The sequence below is a fragment of the Christiangramia echinicola DSM 19838 genome, assembly GCF_000423065.1.
Lineage (GTDB): Bacteria > Bacteroidota > Bacteroidia > Flavobacteriales > Flavobacteriaceae > Christiangramia > Christiangramia echinicola.
Genome location: NZ_AUHG01000010.1, coordinates 664,716 through 687,275, shown reverse-complemented (window position 1 = coordinate 687,275; position 22,560 = coordinate 664,716). Strand labels below are relative to the sequence as shown.

The 22,560-nt window shown below is 37.2% G+C and carries 22 protein-coding genes; 5 read left to right on the top strand and 17 right to left on the bottom strand.

Features of this window, described 5'->3' with window-relative positions; genetic code table 11:
• Window positions 1–2 precede the first annotated feature (2 nt).
• Genes arsS through G530_RS0103605 form a run of 3 tightly spaced genes read right to left on the bottom strand, consistent with a single transcriptional unit; the run spans window position 3 to window position 1,686 of the window.
• Entirely contained in the window at window positions 3–1,058 is a 1,056-nt protein-coding gene (gene arsS, locus G530_RS0103615; RefSeq protein ID WP_026933231.1) for an arsenosugar biosynthesis radical SAM (seleno)protein ArsS, read from the bottom strand.
• A 49-nt stretch (window positions 1,059–1,107) separates the two neighbouring features.
• Window positions 1,108–1,443, bottom strand: coding sequence for an arsenosugar biosynthesis-associated peroxidase-like protein (locus G530_RS0103610; RefSeq protein WP_026933230.1), 336 nt, complete (start codon window positions 1,441–1,443; stop codon window positions 1,108–1,110).
• Window positions 1,444–1,503: 60 nt separating this feature from the next.
• Entirely contained in the window at window positions 1,504–1,686 is a 183-nt protein-coding gene (locus tag G530_RS0103605) for a hypothetical protein (RefSeq protein WP_156888588.1), read from the bottom strand.
• Between the two features lie 284 nt (window positions 1,687–1,970).
• On the opposite strand from G530_RS0103605, the gene G530_RS0103600 reads away from it, so the two are divergent.
• Both G530_RS0103600 and G530_RS0103595 read left to right on the top strand, forming a co-directional pair.
• Window positions 1,971–3,017 carry a helix-turn-helix domain-containing protein gene (locus G530_RS0103600; protein ID WP_026933228.1) on the top strand — a complete coding sequence of 349 codons (1,047 nt, stop codon included), beginning with the start codon at window positions 1,971–1,973 and terminating at the stop codon, window positions 3,015–3,017.
• Window positions 3,018–3,125: 108 nt separating this feature from the next.
• The gene (locus tag G530_RS0103595) at window positions 3,126–3,587 is read left to right on the top strand and encodes an SRPBCC domain-containing protein (protein WP_026933227.1); all 462 of its coding nucleotides are present in this window, start codon (window positions 3,126–3,128) and stop codon (window positions 3,585–3,587) included.
• A gap of 78 nt (window positions 3,588–3,665) precedes the next feature.
• Here the strand turns inward: G530_RS0103595 and groL are convergent, their stop codons facing one another.
• From groL to miaB, 7 genes are all read right to left on the bottom strand, one after another.
• Window positions 3,666–5,306 (bottom strand): chaperonin GroEL, encoded by a 1,641-nt coding sequence (gene groL / locus G530_RS0103590; protein ID WP_026933226.1) that lies wholly within the window; start codon window positions 5,304–5,306, stop codon window positions 3,666–3,668.
• Window positions 5,307–5,419: 113 nt separating this feature from the next.
• Complete coding sequence (locus G530_RS0103585; RefSeq protein ID WP_026933225.1) at window positions 5,420–5,695, bottom strand: co-chaperone GroES; 276 nt, start codon at window positions 5,693–5,695, stop codon at window positions 5,420–5,422.
• A gap of 151 nt (window positions 5,696–5,846) precedes the next feature.
• Window positions 5,847–6,191, bottom strand: a complete 345-nt coding sequence (gene secG, locus G530_RS0103580; RefSeq protein ID WP_026933224.1) for a preprotein translocase subunit SecG — start codon at window positions 6,189–6,191, stop codon at window positions 5,847–5,849.
• A gap of 2 nt (window positions 6,192–6,193) precedes the next feature.
• Window positions 6,194–7,072 carry a hypothetical protein gene (locus G530_RS0103575; RefSeq protein WP_026933223.1) on the bottom strand — a complete coding sequence of 293 codons (879 nt, stop codon included), beginning with the start codon at window positions 7,070–7,072 and terminating at the stop codon, window positions 6,194–6,196.
• A complete protein-coding gene (locus G530_RS0103570) occupies window positions 7,072–7,578 on the bottom strand; it encodes an LptE family protein (protein ID WP_026933222.1) in 507 nt (168 codons plus the stop codon). The genes G530_RS0103575 and G530_RS0103570 overlap by 1 nt, the downstream gene beginning before the upstream one ends.
• Window positions 7,579–7,595: 17 nt before the next feature.
• A complete protein-coding gene (locus tag G530_RS0103565) occupies window positions 7,596–8,870 on the bottom strand; it encodes a sigma 54-interacting transcriptional regulator (protein WP_026933221.1) in 1,275 nt (424 codons plus the stop codon).
• A gap of 60 nt (window positions 8,871–8,930) precedes the next feature.
• Complete coding sequence (gene miaB, locus G530_RS0103560; protein ID WP_026933220.1) at window positions 8,931–10,376, bottom strand: tRNA (N6-isopentenyl adenosine(37)-C2)-methylthiotransferase MiaB; 1,446 nt, start codon at window positions 10,374–10,376, stop codon at window positions 8,931–8,933.
• A 144-nt stretch (window positions 10,377–10,520) separates the two neighbouring features.
• On the opposite strand from miaB, the gene G530_RS0103555 reads away from it, so the two are divergent.
• A complete protein-coding gene (locus G530_RS0103555; protein ID WP_026933219.1) occupies window positions 10,521–11,747 on the top strand; it encodes an LVIVD repeat-containing protein in 1,227 nt (408 codons plus the stop codon).
• A 56-nt stretch (window positions 11,748–11,803) separates the two neighbouring features.
• Here G530_RS0103555 and G530_RS0103550 read toward each other — a convergent pair whose 3' ends face one another.
• The 4 genes from G530_RS0103550 to G530_RS0103535 all read right to left on the bottom strand — a co-directional run bounded on the left by G530_RS0103550 (window position 11,804) and on the right by G530_RS0103535 (window position 13,564).
• The gene (locus tag G530_RS0103550) at window positions 11,804–12,100 is read right to left on the bottom strand and encodes a TIGR03643 family protein (protein WP_026933218.1); all 297 of its coding nucleotides are present in this window, start codon (window positions 12,098–12,100) and stop codon (window positions 11,804–11,806) included.
• A gap of 102 nt (window positions 12,101–12,202) precedes the next feature.
• Window positions 12,203–12,463 (bottom strand): 50S ribosomal protein L27, encoded by a 261-nt coding sequence (gene rpmA, locus G530_RS0103545; RefSeq protein WP_026913974.1) that lies wholly within the window; start codon window positions 12,461–12,463, stop codon window positions 12,203–12,205.
• Window positions 12,464–12,489: 26 nt separating this feature from the next.
• Window positions 12,490–12,984, bottom strand: a complete 495-nt coding sequence (rplU, locus tag G530_RS0103540; RefSeq protein ID WP_026933217.1) for a 50S ribosomal protein L21 — start codon at window positions 12,982–12,984, stop codon at window positions 12,490–12,492.
• A 115-nt stretch (window positions 12,985–13,099) separates the two neighbouring features.
• On the bottom strand, window positions 13,100–13,564 hold the full coding sequence (locus G530_RS0103535) for a DUF4199 domain-containing protein (RefSeq protein ID WP_026933216.1): 465 nt from the start codon (window positions 13,562–13,564) through the stop codon (window positions 13,100–13,102).
• A 167-nt stretch (window positions 13,565–13,731) separates the two neighbouring features.
• Here G530_RS0103535 and G530_RS0103530 point away from each other — a divergent pair, with 167 nt between their 5' ends.
• Both G530_RS0103530 and G530_RS0103525 read left to right on the top strand, forming a co-directional pair.
• Window positions 13,732–15,057: a M16 family metallopeptidase gene (locus G530_RS0103530; protein WP_035715739.1), complete on the top strand. Its 1,326-nt coding sequence runs from the start codon at window positions 13,732–13,734 to the stop codon at window positions 15,055–15,057.
• A 17-nt stretch (window positions 15,058–15,074) separates the two neighbouring features.
• Window positions 15,075–17,138: a M16 family metallopeptidase gene (locus G530_RS0103525; protein WP_026933214.1), complete on the top strand. Its 2,064-nt coding sequence runs from the start codon at window positions 15,075–15,077 to the stop codon at window positions 17,136–17,138.
• Between the two features lie 46 nt (window positions 17,139–17,184).
• Here G530_RS0103525 and G530_RS0103520 read toward each other — a convergent pair whose 3' ends face one another.
• From G530_RS0103520 to G530_RS0103510, 3 genes are all read right to left on the bottom strand, one after another.
• On the bottom strand, window positions 17,185–18,084 hold the full coding sequence (locus G530_RS0103520; protein WP_026933213.1) for a DMT family transporter: 900 nt from the start codon (window positions 18,082–18,084) through the stop codon (window positions 17,185–17,187).
• Window positions 18,085–18,197: 113 nt separating this feature from the next.
• Window positions 18,198–19,505 (bottom strand): RagB/SusD family nutrient uptake outer membrane protein, encoded by a 1,308-nt coding sequence (locus G530_RS0103515; RefSeq protein WP_035715849.1) that lies wholly within the window; start codon window positions 19,503–19,505, stop codon window positions 18,198–18,200.
• A 13-nt stretch (window positions 19,506–19,518) separates the two neighbouring features.
• A complete protein-coding gene (locus G530_RS0103510; protein ID WP_026933211.1) occupies window positions 19,519–22,479 on the bottom strand; it encodes a SusC/RagA family TonB-linked outer membrane protein in 2,961 nt (986 codons plus the stop codon).
• Between the last annotated feature and the right edge of the window lie 81 nt (window positions 22,480–22,560).

Sequence of the window (22,560 nt, the reverse complement as noted above, 5' to 3'; positions counted from 1 at the left end):
GATCAAGCTACACTTCCCTGGCAACTACTACCTGCACCTGCAGTACAACCATAGCAATGCTGAGAAATAATGATATCCCTATCATTAAGGAGATCTTCGTTATATTCACTAATGTGCTGCACTTTGCTATTTACTTTTAAATCGAGCATTTGATTGAAATCACAATCGTATAACCAACCATCCCAACTTATTGAAATTGTATTGGTACACATTACATTCTCAACTGCAGTGGGATTGTAGGCGTCTACCAGGGCATACATATAATCCTCATAATTCTCTGACGCAATAAGATATTCCAGAAAACGACTGATAGGCAGGTTAGTGATCGCAAACAAATTATTAAAATCTATATTGAAATCTTCTTTTAAAGCAACTTTGAAATCATTTTCCATCGCTTCCTGATCTGTAGGTAAAAATGCACCTGAAGGATTGTAAACCAGATCAAGTTTCAGACCTGTTCCTTCCTGGGCATAACCTACAGCATTCAGCATTTGCAAAGCTTTGATAGACTTATCAAAAACTCCGCTTCCACGTTGCTTATCTGTTTTTTCCCTTTTATAGAAAGGAAGGGATGATGCAACGTGCACATTGTGCTTTTTGAAAAATTCTGGCAGATCGTGATACTTCTTATTTGCCAGAATAATGGTGAGATTTGAACGAACTATAAAATCCTTGATCCCAGCTTTGGAAGCTTCTTCTACAAACCACCTGAAATTAGGATTCATTTCTGGAGCTCCACCGGTAAGATCCAGGGTATGAGCGCCTGTGTTTTTAATCACTTCCAGACACTGCTTCATAGTTTCAACCGTCATGATCTCCTTCCTGTCGGGACCGGCATCTACATGGCAATGAGAGCAAACCTGGTTACACATATAACCAAGATTCAACTGAAGAATTTCAAGTTTTTTAGGTTTAAGTGGAAAATTACCGGTTTCAGCAATTTTCTCTTTAAAGGTTGGTAAATCTCCTTTTCGAAAAATACCGTTACTCAGGAATTTTAATTGATTTTCAGGACTGGAAAGGTCATCCTTTCTAGCTTTCAGGGACTTTATTGGCATAAAATATATTCTTGCTTTGTATTAATTAGTACTCGTTAAACGAAAATACTTACATACTCAGCTTTTTGTACTTATTCATCATTTGCACACCATGCACTAATGTCGCACCACTTTCTATAGCAGCTCCGGCATGAACAGCTTCCATCATTTCTTCTTTGGTGATACCTCTTTGCAAACCATCTTTGGTGTACGCGTCTATACAATAAGGACATTTTACTACATGTGAAACAGCCAGGGCAATTAGAGATTTCTCCCGGGCAGATAGTGCACCTTCTTCGAATACCTTTCCGTAATAATCAAAGAATTTAGAACCAAGTTCCTCGCTCCATTCTGTTATTTCACCGAATTTTCGTAAGTCGGCCGGATCATAATAATTTTTAGACATAATTCAATTTTTATACTTATGGTATTTATAATATCTACGATAAATAGGCCGGTATAGTTTTTAAAGATTTACCACTCCGGTTACAGAAAGAATGATAAGCAAAAAAACGATAACGATAAGTATAACAATCCATAATTTGGATCCTGAATTATTGGTCCTTGTTTCGGTTGACTGATTTCTGCCTGTTTCAGATTCTTTGTGATCTGTGGGTACAGGTGAAGATCTATCTTTATCTGCGCTCATAATGAAGTTTTTCTTGAAATTAAGACCTTTAAAAGAGCTATAAAAGGTTTTAACATATAATTCAGAATCTCTAAAAAGTAACAATACTTCAGAGAAATCAGAGAAATCAGAGAAATAAAATTTTAAATAACGTTTTTCGCATTACAATTACCTCAAAGAAAGATATGTTTCCTGTGAATTCTTAATTTTTTCAGGCAAATGATAATTTTACGCCGGCATTATTTCTAAATTATTAGTTAAAAAACGCTTAACTTTATTAAGCGTGAAATGTAAGAAACTTACAAATGAGAATTGTTGTTAAAACCCTACCGGTAAATGAAATCCTGGAGGACATTGCTGAAACACTTGATACAGAATTACAGGACAGAAGCGGGGAGCTAACCGTAGAGATACCTGAATACCTTGGAGAAGGTTATATAAGAGGAGTAAGTTTTGATTCAGGGATGGGGTTTTTGACTTATAATTGTAAGTTTTACGAAGATGTGGAATTTCACTTCTCATTAAACACTGTTCATCCACTTAAATTTATTTTTTGTTCTGAAGGAAACGTTGGTCACTGTTTTCAAAAAAGTGATCAAATACATACGATAGATACTTACCAGAATATTGTTGTGAGTAGTAACGGATATGAGGGGCATATTCTATACTTCAAAAAAGATGTTGCCACACATGTCTCAAGTCTTGAAATTATTAGATCTGTTTTCGCCCATAGATCTAATTATGACTTTAAAGATCTTGATCCAACTTTAAAGGAGTTGTTCAAAGATGCGGTCTCCAAAAAGCAATTTTTCTACCAGGGAAATTATAGCATCAGGGCTGCAGATTTAATGGACGACATCAACACTAAAGAATACACCGGTTTTCTTCGGAACCTATTCCTGGAAGGCAAGGCTTTTGAAATGTTAGTAATTCAAATTGGACAATACGAAGATGATGAGAATGGTGAAAACCTCCCAAAGATCCTTAGAAAGTCTGATATTGAAAAGGTAGATTATGTAGCCAAGAGAATACAGGGAGACCTAAGTACAAACCTCACTGTAGAGTCTCTAGCAAAAGAAGCGGGCACCAATGTAAATAAGCTTCAGGAAGGATTTAAATATGTATACAATCTTACCGTTAACAAATATATGCAGCATGTAAAGCTGGAAGCTGCGAAAGAAATGCTCAAGCTTTCTGAAAAGAATATTTCAGAGATCGTTACTTCCATTGGGCTTAATAACCGAAGTTATTTTTCAAAAATATTCAAGGAAAAATACGGAGTTAGCCCGAAGTACTTCTTACGGACCAAAAAGAACCTTCAAAACGAAGAGGTAGAAGAAGAACAGAATTAAGACTTCTTTACTTTTTCTATATATTTTTCTGCTATTCATTTATGAGTTTTACTTCCTAGGTTCGTTCTGAAGAAATTCCGATATTTATTTTCTAAAGATCATAATAATATGAAGAACCTGGAAATAAACGCTAAACTTCAAATAGCGAAACCTAGAAATGAAGTTTTTGATGCTATCATAGATCCCGAAAAAATGTCTAATTATTTCATTTCTCCGGGAGCTGATAAAATGGAAGAAGGCAAGTCTGTTATCTGGGGTTTTCCAGAATTTCCTGATATGAAAATAGATGTAAAGATCTTAAAGCTAAAGATTCCAGAACTGATTATTTTTGAATGGGAAGGAAGTAAGGATCGCGATCTGGAGGTGAAAATTGAACTTGAGGAAAGACCGAACAATCAAACCCTGGTGAAACTAACCGAAGGTAAAATGGAACCAAATGAAGAAGGAATTACCTGGCTGGGAAGAAATACAGAAGGCTGGGCAAATTTTCTAGCCTGCATGAAAGCTTATCTGGAATTTGGAATCAATCTGCGTGAAGGGGGTTTTGACTTCATGAAAAAACCAGAATAACATCTCAATTACATTAAACTAGAAATAAAAAGAGCCCGACTTTTCAGTCGGGCTCTTTTTATTATCTGTGATGAGATATTACATCATTCCTGGCATTCCGCCTCCCATACCTTGAGGCATTCCACCACCACCAGCGTTATCTTCTGGAAGGTCGATCAATGCACACTCAGTAGTTAGGATCATTCCAGCAACAGAAGCAGCATTTTCAAGAGCTACTCTGGTTACTTTCTTAGGATCTATAATACCTGCTTTCATCATATCTACATAGGTATCGGTCTTAGCATCGTAACCAAAGTCCTTCTTACCTTCAAGAACTTTATTGATCACAACTGAACCTTCTCCTCCTGCATTTTCAACAATTGTTCTTAATGGAGACTCTATTGCTCTGGAAACGATCTGTACTCCAGTTGCTTCATCCGCATTTTCTGTCTTGATCTTGCTTAATACAGCCTGAGCTCGAACTAAAGCAACACCACCACCAGCAACAATACCTTCTTCTACAGCCGCTCTGGTTGCGTGAAGTGCATCATCTACACGGTCTTTCTTTTCTTTCATTTCCACTTCTGAAGCTGCACCAACATAAAGTACGGCTACACCACCTGCAAGTTTTGCAAGACGTTCCTGAAGTTTTTCTCTATCGTAATCTGAAGTTGTAGATTCGATCTGAGCTTTGATCTGGTTTACTCTTTCTTTGATAGCTTTATCTTCACCAGCTCCATTTACAATAGTTGTATTATCCTTGTCAATAGCTACTTTTTCTGCAGTACCTAACATATCTATAGTTGCATTTTCTAAAGAGAATCCTCTTTCTTCAGAAATTACAGTACCACCTGTAAGTATAGCGATATCTTCAAGCATTGCTTTTCTACGGTCACCAAATCCTGGAGCTTTTACAGCTGCAATCTTAAGTGATCCACGAAGTTTGTTTACAACAAGAGTTGCTAGTGCTTCTCCGTCTACATCTTCAGCAATAATTAATAATGGTTTTCCAGACTGAGCTACTGGCTCAAGTACAGGAAGAAGATCTTTCATTGAAGAGATCTTTTTATCGAAAAGAAGAATATACGGATCTTCAAGATCTGCAGTCATCTTTTCTGAATTTGTTACGAAGTAAGGAGAAAGATATCCTCGGTCAAATTGCATCCCTTCAACCACGTCTACGTGAGTTTCAGTTCCTTTTGCTTCTTCAACTGTAATTACTCCTTCTTTTCCTACTTTTCCAAAAGCCTGAGCGATAAGATCACCAATCATGTCATCATTATTCGCTGAAATAGAAGCAACCTGCTTAATTTTCTCTGAAGAATCTCCAACTTCTTTTGTTTGCTTAGCAAGATCTGCCGTTAAAGCTGTAACCGCTTTATCGATACCTCTTTTAAGATCCATTGGATTTGCACCGGCAGCAACATTCTTAAGACCTTCTTTTACGATAGCCTGAGCAAGAACAGTTGCAGTAGTAGTACCATCACCAGCAAGATCATTGGTTTTAGAAGCCACTTCTTTAACCATCTGAGCCCCCATATTTTCAAGAGGATCTTCTAGTTCGATCTCTTTTGCTACAGTAACACCATCTTTAGTTACTGTTGGCGCTCCAAATGATTTGCTAATAATAACATTACGCCCTTTTGGTCCTAAAGTTACTTTTACAGCATTGGCCAATGCATCTACTCCACGTTTAATCCCGTTACGGGCCTGGATGTCAAATTTTATATCTTTTGCCATTTTTATAAATTTTACTTTTCAAGAACTATAATAGCTCTGAAAAAATGTGGTTAATTAATTATTTTATGATGTATTCCCGGCAGGAAGCAGGGAATTTTTTGTTGATTCTAAGCTTATACTATTGCAAGTATATCATCTTCCCGCATGATCAAATAATCTGTACCTTCAAGCTTAAGCTCGGTACCAGCATATTTTCCATAAAGAACCATATCACCTTCCTTAACGGTCATCTTATGATCTTTGGTTCCTGCACCAACAGCCACTACTTTTCCTTTTTGAGGTTTTTCTTTAGCAGTTTCAGGAATAATAATACCAGATGCAGTCTTATTTTCTGCAGCAACAGGTTCAATAACTACCCTGTCTGAAAGCGGTTTAACGTTTAGTCCCATTTTTTATAAATTTTATTATAGGTTAATTAATTTATTAATTGAGTTAGGGATATTTCTAAAATTATGCCACTAGCTTAATCCTGCCAATACCAAATAAAAAATGCCAGCTTGTCATAAGCTGGCATTTTCAAATTATAATATTTTGTGAAATTTACTGCGTGCTGTCAGTTTCTGCCGGTTGTTGCGCCGGAGACTGAGTCGCAGGAGCTTCAGTATTTACAGGTTCATCACTTTCAAAAACTCCAGATGCTGCATCTGCAGGTGCATCCATAATAGTTACGTTAGAAAGTAAGATCAATACCAATAATAATGTAGCAAGTGTCCAGGTACTTTTATCAAGAAAATCTGTTGTTTTCTTAACACCTCCCATTTGCTGACCACCGCCTCCGAAAGATGAAGAAAGCCCTCCTCCTTTAGGATTCTGTACCATGATTACAACTACCAGCAAAAATGCTACGATAATTATTAAAGCTAAAAAAATAGTGAATGTACTCATTCTTATTCGTTATTAGTGTCTTGTAATTTCTCGATTGCCCGAATTTGGTCTGCAAAGAAACCACTTTTTTCGGGATTTTTCAAAATTAATATTTTATATGCCTGTATAGCTTTTTTATAATTTTTCTGCTCCAGATAAACCTTTGCTAAAGTCTCTGTCATCAGGGACTCAGGCGCCGTTGTGCTTTGCTCTGCAAGGTTCGCTTTATTGGCAATTTTCCCGGGCTTTATCTTAGGATTTTTTGAAATAAATTCCTCTATGAGTTCAAATTTACGCGATCGCGTTTCATCTGTCTGCTCTATTTTATTCTCTTCCCTTTCAATAGGCTGAGCTTTGGTAAGTTTCAACCATTCAGAGAAAGAGTGGGATTCTTTCCCGTCGAATTCCAGTGGCTTACCTATTCCAAGTTTATCTTCTTCTGACTCTTCCGGTTTATCAATTTCTGGATCTTCAGTAATTTCCGGTTTGTGCGGTCTTTCAAATAAGGCAGGATCCATTACCCTTTCAGATTCAGACTGCTTCATTTTTATCGCCTCATCGATATCTATACTACGCCTTCCATGAACTTCTTCAGGTTCATAAACCGTGATCTGCTTTAATCTTTCTTCCTGGTCACGAATTTGCTTCGCGATCTGGTTTTGATTGAATTCCTGCGAAGTAATAAATTCAAAAAGTATGCTCCGGTCTGCGGTATAAGCCGCTGTTTTCTTTAAAGCATCATTATAAGTAAACTCCTGGTGCTCTTTAAGACCTTTTAATCTAATTGCCCTCGCCGCCTGGAAATAAGGCGCTTTCGCAAGAATATTTTCGATCTCACGAGTTTGTTCTGAAGTGATCTCTCCCGGATTTTCTAATAGATATGTAAGTTCTTTTACATCCATTACCAGTCGGTTAGTGCCGCGTTGAAAATATCCTGAGTTAACCTTGTATAGATCTCATCCAGCGCCGTTTCCAAATCGGACCCAACAAGTTGAGTTTGCGCCGCATAGTCATAATAAAATGAAAATCTTCGTTCAAAATCTTTTTCTGGTTCCAAAGTATTATAATACCTCACATTCACCGAAATCGTCAATCTATTTTGTGCCGCAGTATTCTGAGCAGTTGCAGACATTGGTGAAATATAATATTCTGTGATCTCACCTTCGAAGATAAGATCTCCGTTAGTATTTGTGAGATTCAAACTGGTCTGGTTCAGAATAAGGTCCTGAAGTGAAAGAGTAAACGTCCTGTCTATACCAGGTTCTACAAGATCGGCATTATTCTGAAAAAAGTTTACCTGAAAAGTTTCTGCCTCCCCGGTATCTGCCCCGGTGAAGGAATAAATTCCGCAAGCCTGAAATAAGAATGTAAAACAAATTAGACTTGAGAATATTAGAAGTTTTTTCATAAAATAAAAACCTGAAATTATAGATTATATTGTTTGATCTTGCGATAAAGTGTTCGCTCACTGATCCCCAACTCCTCGGCCGCAGCCTTTCGTTTCCCGCTGTGCCTTTCTAAAGACTTTTTAATAAGCTCCAGTTCTTTATCCTGAAGAGAAAGTGTTTCTTCCTCTTCAATTTCCTCAGCAAAATAATATTTATCCTTTTCCTCCTGCTGTCTGGCAGAAGAAGAATTATTATCCTGCGGAATTTGAAGCACGTTCAGTTCATCATCATCGTCTATATCTGCCTCATCAATATCATCTCCGCTGTTCCCATAGATTTTCTGAATGAGACCTTCATTATCATCCTGCACCTGCTTACTATCGCCTTCCTGCATTAACTTCAAGGTTAGCTTTTTCAGGTCATTCAGATCGCCTTTCATATCGAAAAGCACTTTATAAAGGATTTCTCTTTCATTGCTGAAATCACCTTCCTGTTTTTTATCTGCGATAACAGCAGGAAGATTGCTACCAACATCTGGCAAATAATGCCTGAGTCCGGCAGCACTTATACTTCGGCTTTGCTCCAGGACCGAGATCTGCTCTGCGATATTTCTTAGCTGACGAATATTACCACCCCATCTATACTTTAACAACAGGTCTACAGCTTCATCCTCTAATTTAATAGTAGGCATTTTATACTTAAGTCCGAAATCTGAAGCGAATTTCCTAAACAACAAATGAATGTCTTCTTTCCGCTCACGAAGCGGTGGGAGGTGTATTTCAACCGTACTTAACCTGTAATAAAGATCTTCTCTGAATTTTTCCTTTTTTATAGATTCAAACATATTAATGTTAGTAGCCGCAACAATTCTAACATTGGTTTTTTGAACCTTGGAGGAACCTACTTTTATAAACTCTCCATTTTCAAGAACCCTTAGCAATCTAACCTGGGTAGTAAGTGGTAGTTCCCCAACTTCATCCAGAAATATGGTTCCACCATCGGCCACCTCAAAATAACCATTCCTGGTTTGAGTCGCACCGGTAAAAGCACCTTTTTCATGCCCAAAAAGCTCACTGTCAATTGTTCCTTCCGGAATCGCTCCACAGTTAACTGCTATATATTTACCATGTTTTCTATGGGAAAGCGCATGGATTATTTTGGGAATACTTTCTTTCCCTACCCCGCTCTCTCCCGTCACTAATACAGAAATATCTGTAGGAGCAACCTGGATCGCTTTTTCAACCGAACGGTTTAGTTTGGGGTCATCGCCTATGATCCCAAATCGTTGTTTTATTGCCTGAACTGATTCCATTTACAAATATTCGGTAATGATTAAACAGTAAGACCTATTTCCTTACCGTGACTTTTTTGATTAATTATTGTCGCTATATCCAATTGGTTCTCCAATTAATGTTGCACTGGTACAATCATTAATTTTCACATTCACAAAATCACCAATTTTATAATTTTCCTTCGGAAATACTGTTACCGTATTACGCTCATTTCTTCCGCTCCAATGCGCATCAGATTTCTTTGATTCTTTTTCTATAAGCACTTCAACTACCGTCCCTACGGCCTGCTTTGTATTTCGCCTGCTATGTTTTTGCTGAAGATCCACGATCTCCTGAAGTCTTCTTTTCTTAACTTTTTCCGGAACATCGTCTTCCAATTTGCGCTCCGCCATAGTTCCAGGCCTTTCAGAATAAGTGAACATATAACCGAAATCATATTTCACATATTCCATTAACGAAAGCGTATCCTGATGATCCTCTTCAGTTTCTGTTGGGAACCCAGCTATAAGATCATGTGAGATCCCACAATTAGGGATCATCTTTTTAATATTGTCTATTAAAGTAAAATATTCTTCCCGTGTATGTAAACGATTCATTTTTTTCAAAATACGATCACTCCCACTCTGCACGGGTAAATGAATATAATTACAGATATTACGATGTTTCGCCATAGCCTCAATCACATCGAGAGTCATATCCTGAGGATTGGAGGTAGAGAAACGAATTCTCATTTTCGGTTGCGCTTCGGCCACAAGTTTTAAAAGGGCCGCGAAATTAGTTGCTGTAGCTTTCTGGATCTCTGTAGCATTCTTGAAGTCTTTTTTGAGTCCGCCACCATACCACAGATAACTATCTACATTTTGCCCAAGAAGGGTAATCTCTTTATATCCTTTTGCGGCCAGATCGTTCACTTCTTCCACGATACTTTGCGGATCACGACTTCTCTCTCTTCCCCTTGTAAAAGGAACCACGCAAAAAGTACACATATTATCACAACCACGGGTAATAGACACGAAAGCTGAGACGCCGTTTGTTTGCAGCCTTACTGGTGAAATATCGCCATAAGTTTCTTCCTTACTAAGAATAACGTTAATAGCATCACGTCCTTCTTCAACTTCACTTATAAGATTTGGCAGATCTTTATATGCATCTGGACCTACAACCAGGTCTACTATTTTTTCTTCTTCGAGAAATTTATCTTTTAAACGCTCGGCCATACAGCCAAGAACTCCAACTTTCATCCCTGGATTTATCCTTTTTACGGCGTTATATTTCTCCAGACGCTTACGTACAGTTTGCTCTGCTTTATCCCTGATCGAACAGGTATTTACAAGCACAAGATCTGCTTCTTCAAGTTTTTGAGTAGTATTGAAACCTTCTTTAGATAAAATTGAAGCTACAATTTCGCTATCACTAAAGTTCATAGCGCAACCATAACTTTCAATAAAAAGCTTTCGGCTATTTGCAGCCTTAGGCTCCATTACTAAAGAATTCCCCTGTTTTTTTTCGTCTATTGTCTTCTCCATAAATCTTTAATAACCGGTAGGTTTTTAGATTGGCAAAGATAGGACTAAAGACAGTTCTGACAAAGTGACAGAAAAAAATTTAATAAATATAAACGCAACCATTATAACTTTTTTGCATCTACTGGGTAACTAACTGGTTTAAAAATGAAAAGGCTACTACTTTTACCTTTCCTAATTTTATTTATCACACTCACATCCTGTGAAGAAAATGATGATTCAAACCTGGTTAGTATTGCAGTTCCAGTTACCCAATCCAAAGCAGATTTTCGGGCTTCAGTAAAGATCGAGGAGCCAAGAAGCATCAAAGAATCCGGGAAAATTTATGCCTGGAAAGATTACATTTTCATCAACGACAAAAACGAAGGGGTTCATATTATAGACAATACAGATCCATTTAACCCTACTAAAATTAAGTTCCTTAAGGTCCCAAGAAATATGGATATCGCGATAAAGGACGAAAAACTATACGCAGATAACGGGATGGACCTGGTAGTATTTAATATAAGTGACATTAATAATATCAGTGAAATTGCCAGGGTAAAGGATGTCTTCCCATCCTACCATGAAATTGCCCCTGAGGGAACAGCATATGTAGATTTTGAGAATTTTGATTATGAAAATGAAGTGATCGTTGGTTATCTAATGGAAACCAGGAGTATTGAACAGGTACAGGTAAGATTCGATAATTTTGTAGCAGCTAATGCTGCCGAAGGAGGCGGAACAGGCACCGGAGGAAGCATGGCAAGATTTAGTATTAAGGATACTTATCTCTATGTGGCTGATGATTCCTCGCTTTCAGTTTTTGATATTTCCAACCCGGCCAGCACTAATAGATTAAGTTCTGATTATGCCGGCTGGCAAATTGAAACCATTTTTAATTATGAGGATCACTTGTACCTGGGAAGCGCCACAGGTATGTATATATACAGCATCGAGGATCCTGCTGCTCCACAACAAGTATCTTTCCTGCAACACGTTTTAGGATGTGACCCGGTTGTTGTGAAAGACAACTATGCTTATGTAACGATTCGGGGCGGAAACATGTGTGGGCAAAATTTCAATCAATTAGACATTGTAGATATCACCGATAAACAAAATCCAAAAATCGCTAGTTCTTATGAAATGAGCAATCCCTACGGATTAGGCATTAAAGATGACTGGCTCTTTCTATGCGACGGGAATGAAGGGCTAAAAGTCTTCGATATACAAAATACTCCCAACCTTAAGCAAATTGATCATTTCGCAAACATTAACACCTATGATGTAATCCCCCTGGATGAGAAATTGCTTATGGTTGGGGACAATACACTTTACCAGTATTCGTATAAGGGTAACGAGGTTAATTTAATAAGTAGTTTTACTTTAAATTGATTTTCCCTTTTTGTTTGGTTTTTTTGAAAATCCCTGCTTTATAGCGGGGATTTTTTTTAGTATTTCTTTTTGGAGATCCTATTCCCTGTGATCGCTCGTTGAGCGTCGCTTTTAAATCTTTTTACTGAATCACTCCTTAACTTTTCATGTTTTGTGTGCCTGCCCTGAACTCTGGCTCTCCACTTTCTCCAGTTTCGAGGATGTATTTGTTCTCTCATAAATTTGATCACCTGTTTTTCAGATAATCCAAACTGAAATTCTATAGCCTCAAAGGTTGTTCTATCTTCCCAGGCCATAGCTATGATCCTGTCTACCAGCCTTTCATTAAATTGAAATTCTTCAGCAATCTTCATTTTGTTTAATTTTTTTACAATATAATTAAACATTTTTGATTTCAGAGCATAAAAAAACCCTTTCCGAGGAAAGGGTTCTTCTCTATAAAAGATCTGTTCTAATTAAGCTTCAAAAGGCTCAATAGATACATAAGATTTATCATCTTTTTTCTTTGTGAATTTCACAAGACCGTCAACTTTAGCATGTAAAGTATGATCTTTTCCTGCATATACATTGTCACCTGGACGATGCGCAGTACCTCTTTGTCTTACGATAATATTTCCTGCAACGGCAGCCTGACCACCAAATATCTTCACACCTAGGCGTTTCGATTCTGACTCTCTACCGTTCTTGGAACTACCAACTCCTTTTTTATGTGCCATTTTATTTCGTTTTTAGTAGTTTAAATTTAGCTTAATGCAGCAATTAAATCTGCTTTCAACATAGAAGAGTAACCTTCAACACCTTTATCTTTAGCCATTTCCTTTAGTTCAACTACAGTGTACTGGCTTAGGTCTTCAGATTTACTATCTGTCTTAGTTCCTTCCTTTTTAGGTTCAGCCTTCTTCGTTGAAGTAGCTTTCTTACCACCTTTAAGGTCGATCCCTTCAATTAGAATTTCAGTTAAGGCTTGTCTATGACCGTTCTTAACACGGTAACCTTTACGTCTTTTCTTCTTGAAAACGATTACTTTATCACCTTTAAGGTGACGGTTGATTTTGGCTCCAACAAGAGCTCCTTCTATAGCCGGGGCGCCAACAGTTACGTTATCTCCATCTGCAGTTAGAAGAACTTTATCAAAAGAGATACTATCTCCTTCTTCTCCTGCTAAACGGTTCACGTAAACCTTCTGGTCTTTTGCAACTTTAAATTGCTGCCCTGCTATCTCTACAATTGCGTACATAGCGTATAATTAATTATTTAAATACATAAAATACAACTCACGTTTTCACGCAAGCGGGTGCAAATATAATCCTAATTAATTAATTGACAAAGTTTTTTGTCTTTACAAAAAGATTTTAGAGGGTATGCTTTTTCGCCTCTTTAGTGTTCCAGGAATCCTTGAATAACTGCATGTAAGCCAATGCAAGAACTATACTGGTAGAAAACCCCATAAGGGCAATTGTAAAAAGTACAATTCCAATATTCGTATTATAGAAAGTAGCCCACATACTAATAAGCTGATCCAGAAAATCTGGATTCAACTCCGTGGCGTACAATCCAAAGAAGATCACGAATATGATCGTAGCATTAATTCCTGTAATAAAAATGAGTGAAAAACCCTTTTGATACTTGAATTTGTTGCCTTTGCTCTTTTTATACTCTTTGAGTGCTAACCAGAGCCCTATAGCCATTATAACACCATTAAATATGCTATAAATGGGGTTTATATGTAATCCAAATATAGAAAGAATGAGAAAATAGGCGGCCAGGCAGGCAGCTATTATAATTCCGTATAGCATTGGTATTTTTAAATTCGCCATAAAACAGATAATATTTGAAGTAAATTTCTTAAAAATGTAGCGGTTTTTACCTTAATAGCATGTTAATTTTAACACATTACGTATTAATGGGAATTTTAACTATCGTTTATGTAACTTTTTAATCGAAGCCGTTACTAATTGCGATAACTGAAAAAACCTTTTAAAACATGATTAATAAATTAAAGCTAATGTCCTGCTTTCTATTCGTTGGAATAGCAGGAATTGCTCAGGAAGTTGAATTTACTGAGTACGAATTAGACAACGGATTGGATGTAATTCTACATCAGGATAACACGGCCCCGGTAGTAACCGTAGGAGTCATGTACCACGTAGGAGCAAAAGATGAAGAAGCAGGAAGATCTGGCTTTGCTCACTTTTTCGAACATCTATTATTTGAAGGTACCGAAAACATTGAAAGAGGTAAATGGTTCGACATAGTTGCTGCCAATGGAGGAAGCAACAATGCCAACACTACCCAGGACAGAACCTATTACTACGAGACTTTCCCATCTAACAACCTTGAATTAGGACTTTGGATGGAGTCTGAAAGAATGCTTCAACCAGTTATTAATAAGATTGGAGTTGACACACAAAATGAAGTTGTAAAAGAAGAAAAGCGCTCAAGAATAGATAACGCTCCTTACGGGAAGATCATTTACTCTACAGGAATCAACAAATATGTTTTTAATAAGCACCCGTACAAAAATTCGGTAATTGGGACCATGGAAGATCTTGATGCTGCAGAACTTGATGAGTTTAAAGCTTTTTTCAAAAAATACTACGGCGCAACTAATGCCACTTTGGTAGTTGCCGGAGATATCGAAGTTGACGAGACCAAAAAAATGATCTCTAAATATTTCGCTGAAATTCCAGCTGGTAATGAAGTAGAGCGCGTAGATATTAAAGAAGAGCCGATCACTGAAACTATTACTGCTACAGAATACGATAGTAATATCCAGATCCCGGCTAAATTATTCGTATACCGCACACCTTCTATGAAAGATAAGGATGCGTATGTATTAGAAATGATCTCTTCTATACTTACTGACGGAAGAAGTTCTAGAATGTACAGAAAAATGGTAGATGAAGATAAAGTTGCTTTACAAGTACTTGCTTTCCCAAGATCTCAGGAGGATTATGGAACCTACGTGATGGGAGCACTTGCTTTAGGAGAAACTCCACTTGATACCCTTGCAACTTCTATGGATGAAGAAATCGCTAAACTTAAGAATGAACTTATTTCTGAAAAAGAATATCAAAAACTTCAGAATAAATTTGAGAACCGTTTTGTAAATTCTAACAGCAGTATCCAGGGAATCGCTTCTTCACTTGCGACTTACAGTGTATTATATGGTGACACAGATCTTATTAACGAGGAGATCGAGATATACAGAGATATCACCAGAGAAGATATCAAGAGAGTAGCTAATGAGTATCTTAATAAAAACCAGAGACTGGAATTAGACTACTTACCTGAAAGTGCTAAGGAATAAACTAAAAAACATATAGAATGAAATTCAATATACTTACATTATTTATAGCCTGTTTTATGACCACTGCGTCATTTGCACAGGTAGATCGATCTAAACAACCTGAACCAGGTCCAGCACCAAAAATTAATTTGGGACAGCCAGATGAATTCGTGCTAGATAACGGTTTAAAGGTATTGGTTGTAGAGAACCATAAACTACCAAGAGTTTCAGCATCTCTTATTATAGACAACGTCCCTCACGCTGAGGCTAAGCCAGCAACCGCAGGATTAGTTTCCGCTCTTATGGGAACCGGTTCTGAGAATATGTCTAAAGATGAATTTAACGAAGAAGTAGACTTTTTAGGTGCAAATATCAATTTTGGAGCTGAAAGTGCTTATGCAAGTTCTTTATCTAAATTCTTCCCACGAGTAATGGAGCTTATGGCTGAAGGAGCTTTAAGACCAAAATTTACTCAGGAAGAATTCGAGTCTGAAAAAACGAAGCAGATCGAAGGGTTAAAATCTAATGAGAAAAATGTTGGAGCTATCGCCAGTCGCGTTAGTTCAGCTTTAGCTTATGGAAAAAATCACCCTTATGGTGAATTCGCGACGGTAGAGAATACTGAAAAGGTAACTCTTCAGGATGTAGAGAAATTCTATAATAATTACTTCAAACCTGCCAATGCATACCTGGTGGTAATTGGAGATGTAAAGACTTCAGAAGTAAAGAAACTAGCAGAAAAGAACTTTGGAAGCTGGGCAAAAGGAGCTCCTACTACAAAGGAACTTCCAGAAGTAACTAACGCATCAGGAACACAGATCAACCTGATCGATATGCCAAATGCGGTACAGAGTGAATTAAGACTTCAGAATACGATCGATCTGAAAATGTCTGACGATGATTATTTCCCTGTTTTGGTTGCTAATCAAATCTTAGGAGGAAGTTTCGGTAGTTACCTTAACATGAACCTTAGAGAAGATAAAGGATATACCTATGGAGCTAGAACCAGTACTGGCGCAGATAAATACGCTTCAAGATTCATTGCTTCTGCAAGTGTAAGAAATGAGGTTACAGATAGCGCTATTGTAGAATCACTTAAAGAGATCAACAGAATTAAAACTGAACTGGTTGAAGCTGAAACTATTGAAAATGCGAAGAGCAAATTCGCTGGTGATTTTGTACTTAGACTGGAAAGCCCTGCAACTCTTGCTAATTACGCTCTAAACATCAAGACAAATGATCTTTCTGATGATTTTTATGAGAATTACCTGAAGAGAATCAACGAGGTTACTGCTGAAGACATTAAACGTGTAGCAAACAAATATTATCAAATTGATAATATGAGAATTGTAGTTGCTGGTAAAGCTTCTGATATTGCTGAAAACCTTGAAAAGGTTAAATTCAACGGAAAAACTATCCCGGTAAAATATTACAATAAGCTTGGAGATGAAATCGAAAAACCAGTGGCTAAGGAAATAGATCCTTCTGTAACTGCAGAGACTGTATTTTCTAAATACATTGAGGCAATTGGTGGTAAAGATGCTGTAAATAATGTTGAAAGCATGGTTATGCTTGCGCAGGCTGAAATTCAGGGTATGAAATTAGACCTTGAAATGAAGAGAACTACAGATGGTAAAATGAACCAGTCTATCTCTATGGGTGGAAACGTGATGAACAAGCAGGTATTCAATGGTGAAACTGGGTATGTGATGGCTCAGGGGCAAAAAATGCCTTATAATGAAGAGCAGATCGCTATGGCTAAGACAGACGCCCAGCTTTTCCCTGAACTTAACGCTGCAGATGCTGAAGTTGCAGGTATAGAAAAAGTAAACGGTGAGGATGCTTACGTTGTTGAAATGGATGAGAATAATAAGAGCTTTTACTCTGTTGAGTCTGGATTAAAAATACAGTCAATTAAAACTGTTAGCCAGGCAGGTCAAACAATGACTATCCCAACAGGTTATAGTGATTACAGAGAAGTAGAAGGAATTAAAGTTCCTTACTTAATATCTCAAAGCATGGGACCTCAATCATTTGAGTTTAAAGTTTCTGAGATCCTTATTAACGAAGGTGTATCTGAAGAAGATTTTGCAACGGAGTAATTATTGCGGAAATAAAATATTAAAAGCCCCGGAAACGGGGCTTTTTTTATGTCGTAATTTTCTTTTTTCCAAGCGAAATATTCCGGGATCTATTTACGATAAACACCCCTACCAGAATTACAAAAGCAGAGATCAACTGCCAGAAACTAAAAATTTCGTCATCTAAAATACCCCAGCCAATTGCTACAATAGGTATCAAATAAGTTACTGAAGAAGTAAATACAGGATCTGAAATTTGCACCAGTCTGTTGAAAATTATCTTCGCCACACCAGTATTGATCACACCTAAAATGAAAACATAAAAGATAGACCACTTAAACTCTGAAGAGTAAACTGTCACTTCAAAGAATCCACTACTATAAAGGATTATTAAAGCAGGAATAATTAACACTAAAAAACTTCCAGCCGTTAAACCCAATGCCGACACATGATTTAAATGCGCCTTTAAAATATTTACATTAAAACCGTAACAAATAGTCGCTCCTATTACCAAAAGAGAAAACCAGTAATTCTGGTCGGGATTAATACTTGCACCGCTTAAAATGAGTCCTAGCGTCCCCAGCAGCCCCACAAAAACTCCTATTACCTTATTTCTACTAAGAACTGCTTTGAAAAACCAGAACCCAAATACCATGGTTAACAAGGGAACCGTTGCATTTAATATTGAAGCGATGGCACTATCTATCTCAGTTTCTGCAAAGGCAAAGAAATATACAGGAAAAAAGGAACCTAATAATCCGGAGATGGTGATCCATTTCCATTCCTTAAGATTTAATGCAGACAACTTATTAAAGCCAACTACCATTAAAAACAAAGCTGAAAATAGAATTCTCAACGACCCCACCTGTAAAGGAGTTAAACCAACAAGCCCCTTTTTAATCAATATAAAAGAACTTCCCCAAATTATGGATAGGGTGATCAAATAGATCCATTTTAAATTTTTCAATGCCGGCTTTTTTAATTCAAGCTGCGAAGATATATTTTAGGAATGGTTTTAAAATAAAAAATCCATTCCAATAGGATTGGAATGGATTTTCAAACATTATATACAAACTTCAATTACAATTGCTCAGTAAATGGAGTTGGAAATGCATCAATAACATTATCGCCAGAACGATCTAATGGCACATTTGCTTCATTTAGCATATCTAATCTTCTTAAGTCGATCCAACGATGCCCTTCAGCAAATAAGGAATATCGTCTCTGTTTTAAGACTTCCTGTAATAGACTGGTATCATCAGTGGCTCCCGAGTAATCAGGTAGACCTGCTGCGTTTCTTACAATATTAATTGCTTCAACCGTTTCATCATTATCAACACCTATATTAGCTTCAGCATAAATTAAGATCAACTCCTCATTCCTGATTAAATAAACCGGATCTACATTGCTTTCATAAACTGCCACCTGATAATCGGCAGATAATCCATCAAACGAAGTTCCATCAGGTAACTCAACTACTTTTTCATCTACCCTTGTATCTCCTGCCTCAGCATCATCAACCCAGGAATCATGAGCCATAAATTCCTGACCCGACTGTAAAGGCACATGAAATTGGGCATTCGATATGTCATTTCCACTCAAGCCAAAAACGTGTGCCGGCCCCTCATAAAGATCTCCATTAAGATCTAAAAAAGAATCTTCTAACAAACTAAGAACCAATTGGTCATTACCTTGATACAGGGCAACTCTGGCAGCGATAGCTCTGTTAAATTCACTAAAGGTAGAAGCAGTGTCAAAACCATCAAATCCTGAACTAAGACTAACAAAATCATCTGATGCATTAGCCAGATCTGAATCTGCCTCATTCAGTAAATTCATAATAGCAGTCAGTGCTTCCTCATAAGAAACATTTGGCCCTAAATTATCCGGATCTGCAACATCAATACGAATTCCATTATCGTATTGTCTATTGGCAACCATTAATAAAGCATATGCCTTTAAAGTTTTCGCATAACCGTAATAACTGTTTTTTTGTTGTTCATCAAATCCTGCAACAGAATTTTCAACAGCTTCAATTAATATATTGGCCGATTTCACAACCTTATACCATGCGGCATATGATCTTGTAGTTAAAAAGCCATTATTATCTAAAGGCCCCTTTAAGAGTTCTCCCGTAAAACGAGGATCAACTCCTGTAAGATCATAATAATCTCTACCTAAAATACTAACAGTATCATAGTGAAATTCTAAATCACTTCGCATAATAGCTTCCAGACCTGTAGCTAGCAGCATTATATCTGCCTCGCTTGAACCCTCTTCAAAACTACTTACCGTAGGTGCATTAGGATTTTCGATGTCTTCTAATTCGCAACCCGAAAAGAGTATTAATGCAAACATGAAGACGATTGATATTGATATTTTTTTCATGATTGTTTTTCTTTTAGAAGTTAACATTTAAATGAAAATTCACAAACTTTGATGTTGGGTATGGTGTCACCTCCACATTGTTTGCCAATACATTATTTCCGAAGTTGGAAACCTCAGGGTCATAACTATTATAATCAAAGATGTTAATTAAGTTTCTTCCAGAAACACCAACTTTAATATTATTAGCATATTTAATAAGTCCATCAGGAAGAGTATAAAATAAACCAATCTCCCTAAGTTTTAAATACCCTGCATCTTCAATTAGAGGTTCTGGGTTTAAAAATGCTTGGCTCGCTCTATAATCTCCATTAGAAAGCTGCCCATTTGGATCTAAACCTGTATCATTATAATCCCAGGTAGTTCCTGCTAGGTCATATAATAAGGTAGTTAGATTGATATTATCGCCACCTTTTTTCCAATGCCATAAGAACGTAAAATCAAAGTTTTTATAACTAATTTCATTATACCAGGACATCTGAAAGTCTGGTTCTGCATTTCCATATACAAAGAAACCATCTCCTTCAGGATCTCTTTGTGCTATTTCTTCTGCCGTATAGGCATCAGCATCGTAAGTCCCTACTATTTGGGTCGCACTTTTCCCTTCCTGAATTAAAAAGGTACCCAAGGCTGCAGCAAATCCGCCATTAGTGAAGGCAGGAACATCTAAACTAGTAACTTCAGATTCGTTTTTCCACCATTTAAGACTTGCATTCCATGAGAAATCATCCTTTTGCATTACTATGGCATTCAAACCTAATTCCACACCCCTATTTTCAAGTTCACCACCATTAACCACTTCGGTAGTAAATCCTGAAGAAGTTGGGAATTGCGATTGAATAAGCAGATCTTCAATAGTTTTATTATAAACAGAAACTGAAAAATCCAGTCTGTTATCAAACAATCCAAAATCTAATCCGTATTCCAGTTCTTTTTGTCTTTCAGGACCAATACTTGAGTTTCCTCTCAAATTAGCCGGACTTAATCCCGATCTACCATCAATAAACTGAGCATTCATCAACGAGAACCGATCGTTAAAATTAGGGAAGCGACCTGCCTCACCATACGCGATTCTTGGTTTTAGTGTGCTTATTGCCTCACTAGACCAAAAATCAAATTGATGCAGATTAATAGCTAAGTTCGCTTTTGGGTAGTAATACATCTCATTTGCATCACCATTATTGGTTGATTTATCACCTCTAATTCCAAAAGTACCAATAATTTGATCCTTGAAATTAATTTCTTCCTGGGCAAAAAATCCTTTATCCCTTTGAGGTCGAATAACTTGTTGAGTTGACACATTAGTTGATTGACCCAGATTGGTTTGAGAACCATTTAGCCCAGTAGCAATAGTTATAACAGTGTTTCTATTGAAATCCTGTAGAAAACTACCTGCTTGAGTTGTAAATGCCAAACCATTATCCATATCATAATTATGCACTAAGAAAGCTGATAAGTTGTAATTTGTATTTACCGTTGTCCCAGAAATAGACACACCTCCTAATGAAGTTGGATCTCTAAAATAGGTTAGTCCACTTGGAAAAATACTTGTAGTCCTCAAGGTATATTGATCAAAACCGCCTTCTAATACTAATTTCAGTCTTTGATTGTCGGTCGTTAATAATTTCACATTAGTCTTGGCACTACCTATGAAACGATTAACTTCCTCCCTGTTCGTAGTTAAAGCTACGGTCTCCAGCACGTTGGACCCAGCGCCTCCCTGAGGATAAATTCCGTCAACTGGTGATAAATCTTCCCATGGATACGTAAAGGCTAAAGCATAACCTACAGTTCTATTAGCATTACCGTTATTGAAAAAACCTCTGTCTGATTGTGAGTTTATATAATTGCTAGTTATGTATAAATCCAGCCAATCGTTGAATCTCTGACCAATATTTAATCTTACAGAACTTTTCTCATAACCAGTATTATCTACTAGTCCAGGCTCATTTCTATGAGTCGCTCCGAAAAAGTAATCTGTTTTATCGTTTGCTCCAGACGTTGAAAAACGAGTTGTGGAAGAAACAACTGTATTATCAAAAAGTTCCGCTTCATAATCCCTTAAGGTTGGATTATTAGGTCCCCCAAGAGCAGTTATTTGTTCCTGAGTATAATCTCTTAGACCAAGCAGTTGAGTTGGGCTTCTTAATCCTACAACCTGAGAGAACGAAACTTTAGGTTTTCCTAATTTTCCTCTTTTAGTAGTTATAAGCACTACCCCGCCGGCAGCTCGAGATCCATAAATTGCAGCAGCCGAAGCTCCTTTTAGAATCTCCACGCTTTCGATATCCTGTGGGTCGATATCTGCGATACGGTTAGAAGCATCATCTTGATTGGTTGAAGGGTTCCCTCCACCAGCTGCCTCACTAACTATATTGTTACCCAGACCAATAGAAGAGTTATCTACATAAACACCGTCAACGATAAATAATGGTTGCTGATCTCCAAAAATAGATGTCACACCTCTTAAACGCATAGATATACCACCTCCGGGAGCACCAGAATTGGCTTTAATTTCCGCACCGTTAAATTTACCCGAAAGTGCACCATCCAGTCCAGACTGAACCGTAACTCCGGTTAATTCTTCAGCGGAAACCGAGGCTACAGCATTGGCTGCATTCGCACGTTTTGTAGAAGATGCTAATCCTGTAACAACCACTTCATCTAATGCAGCGGCAGATTCAACAAATTGAACAGTCATTGGAGAATTTGTTGTAACATTTATCTCCTGAGTTTCGAATCCTAGATACGAGAATACCAAGGTTGTAGGGAGTGATTGTACGGTAATTGAAAAATTACCTTCGAAATCACTGGTAGTTCCATTACTAGTTCCTTTCTCAACTACATTAACAAATGGAACAACCTCTCCGGTTGCTTCATTTATTGTTTTTCCTTCCAGGACTTCTTGTGACAGGAGTAATGAAGGGCAAAGTAGAAAGAAAATCACTTTGAAGTAACTCAAAGAAAATTGCCTCATAATTGCTAAATTTTTAGTTTGTTTAACAATTATAAGGTTTTTTGTCAATTAAATAACATTGTACTTGAATATATTACAAAC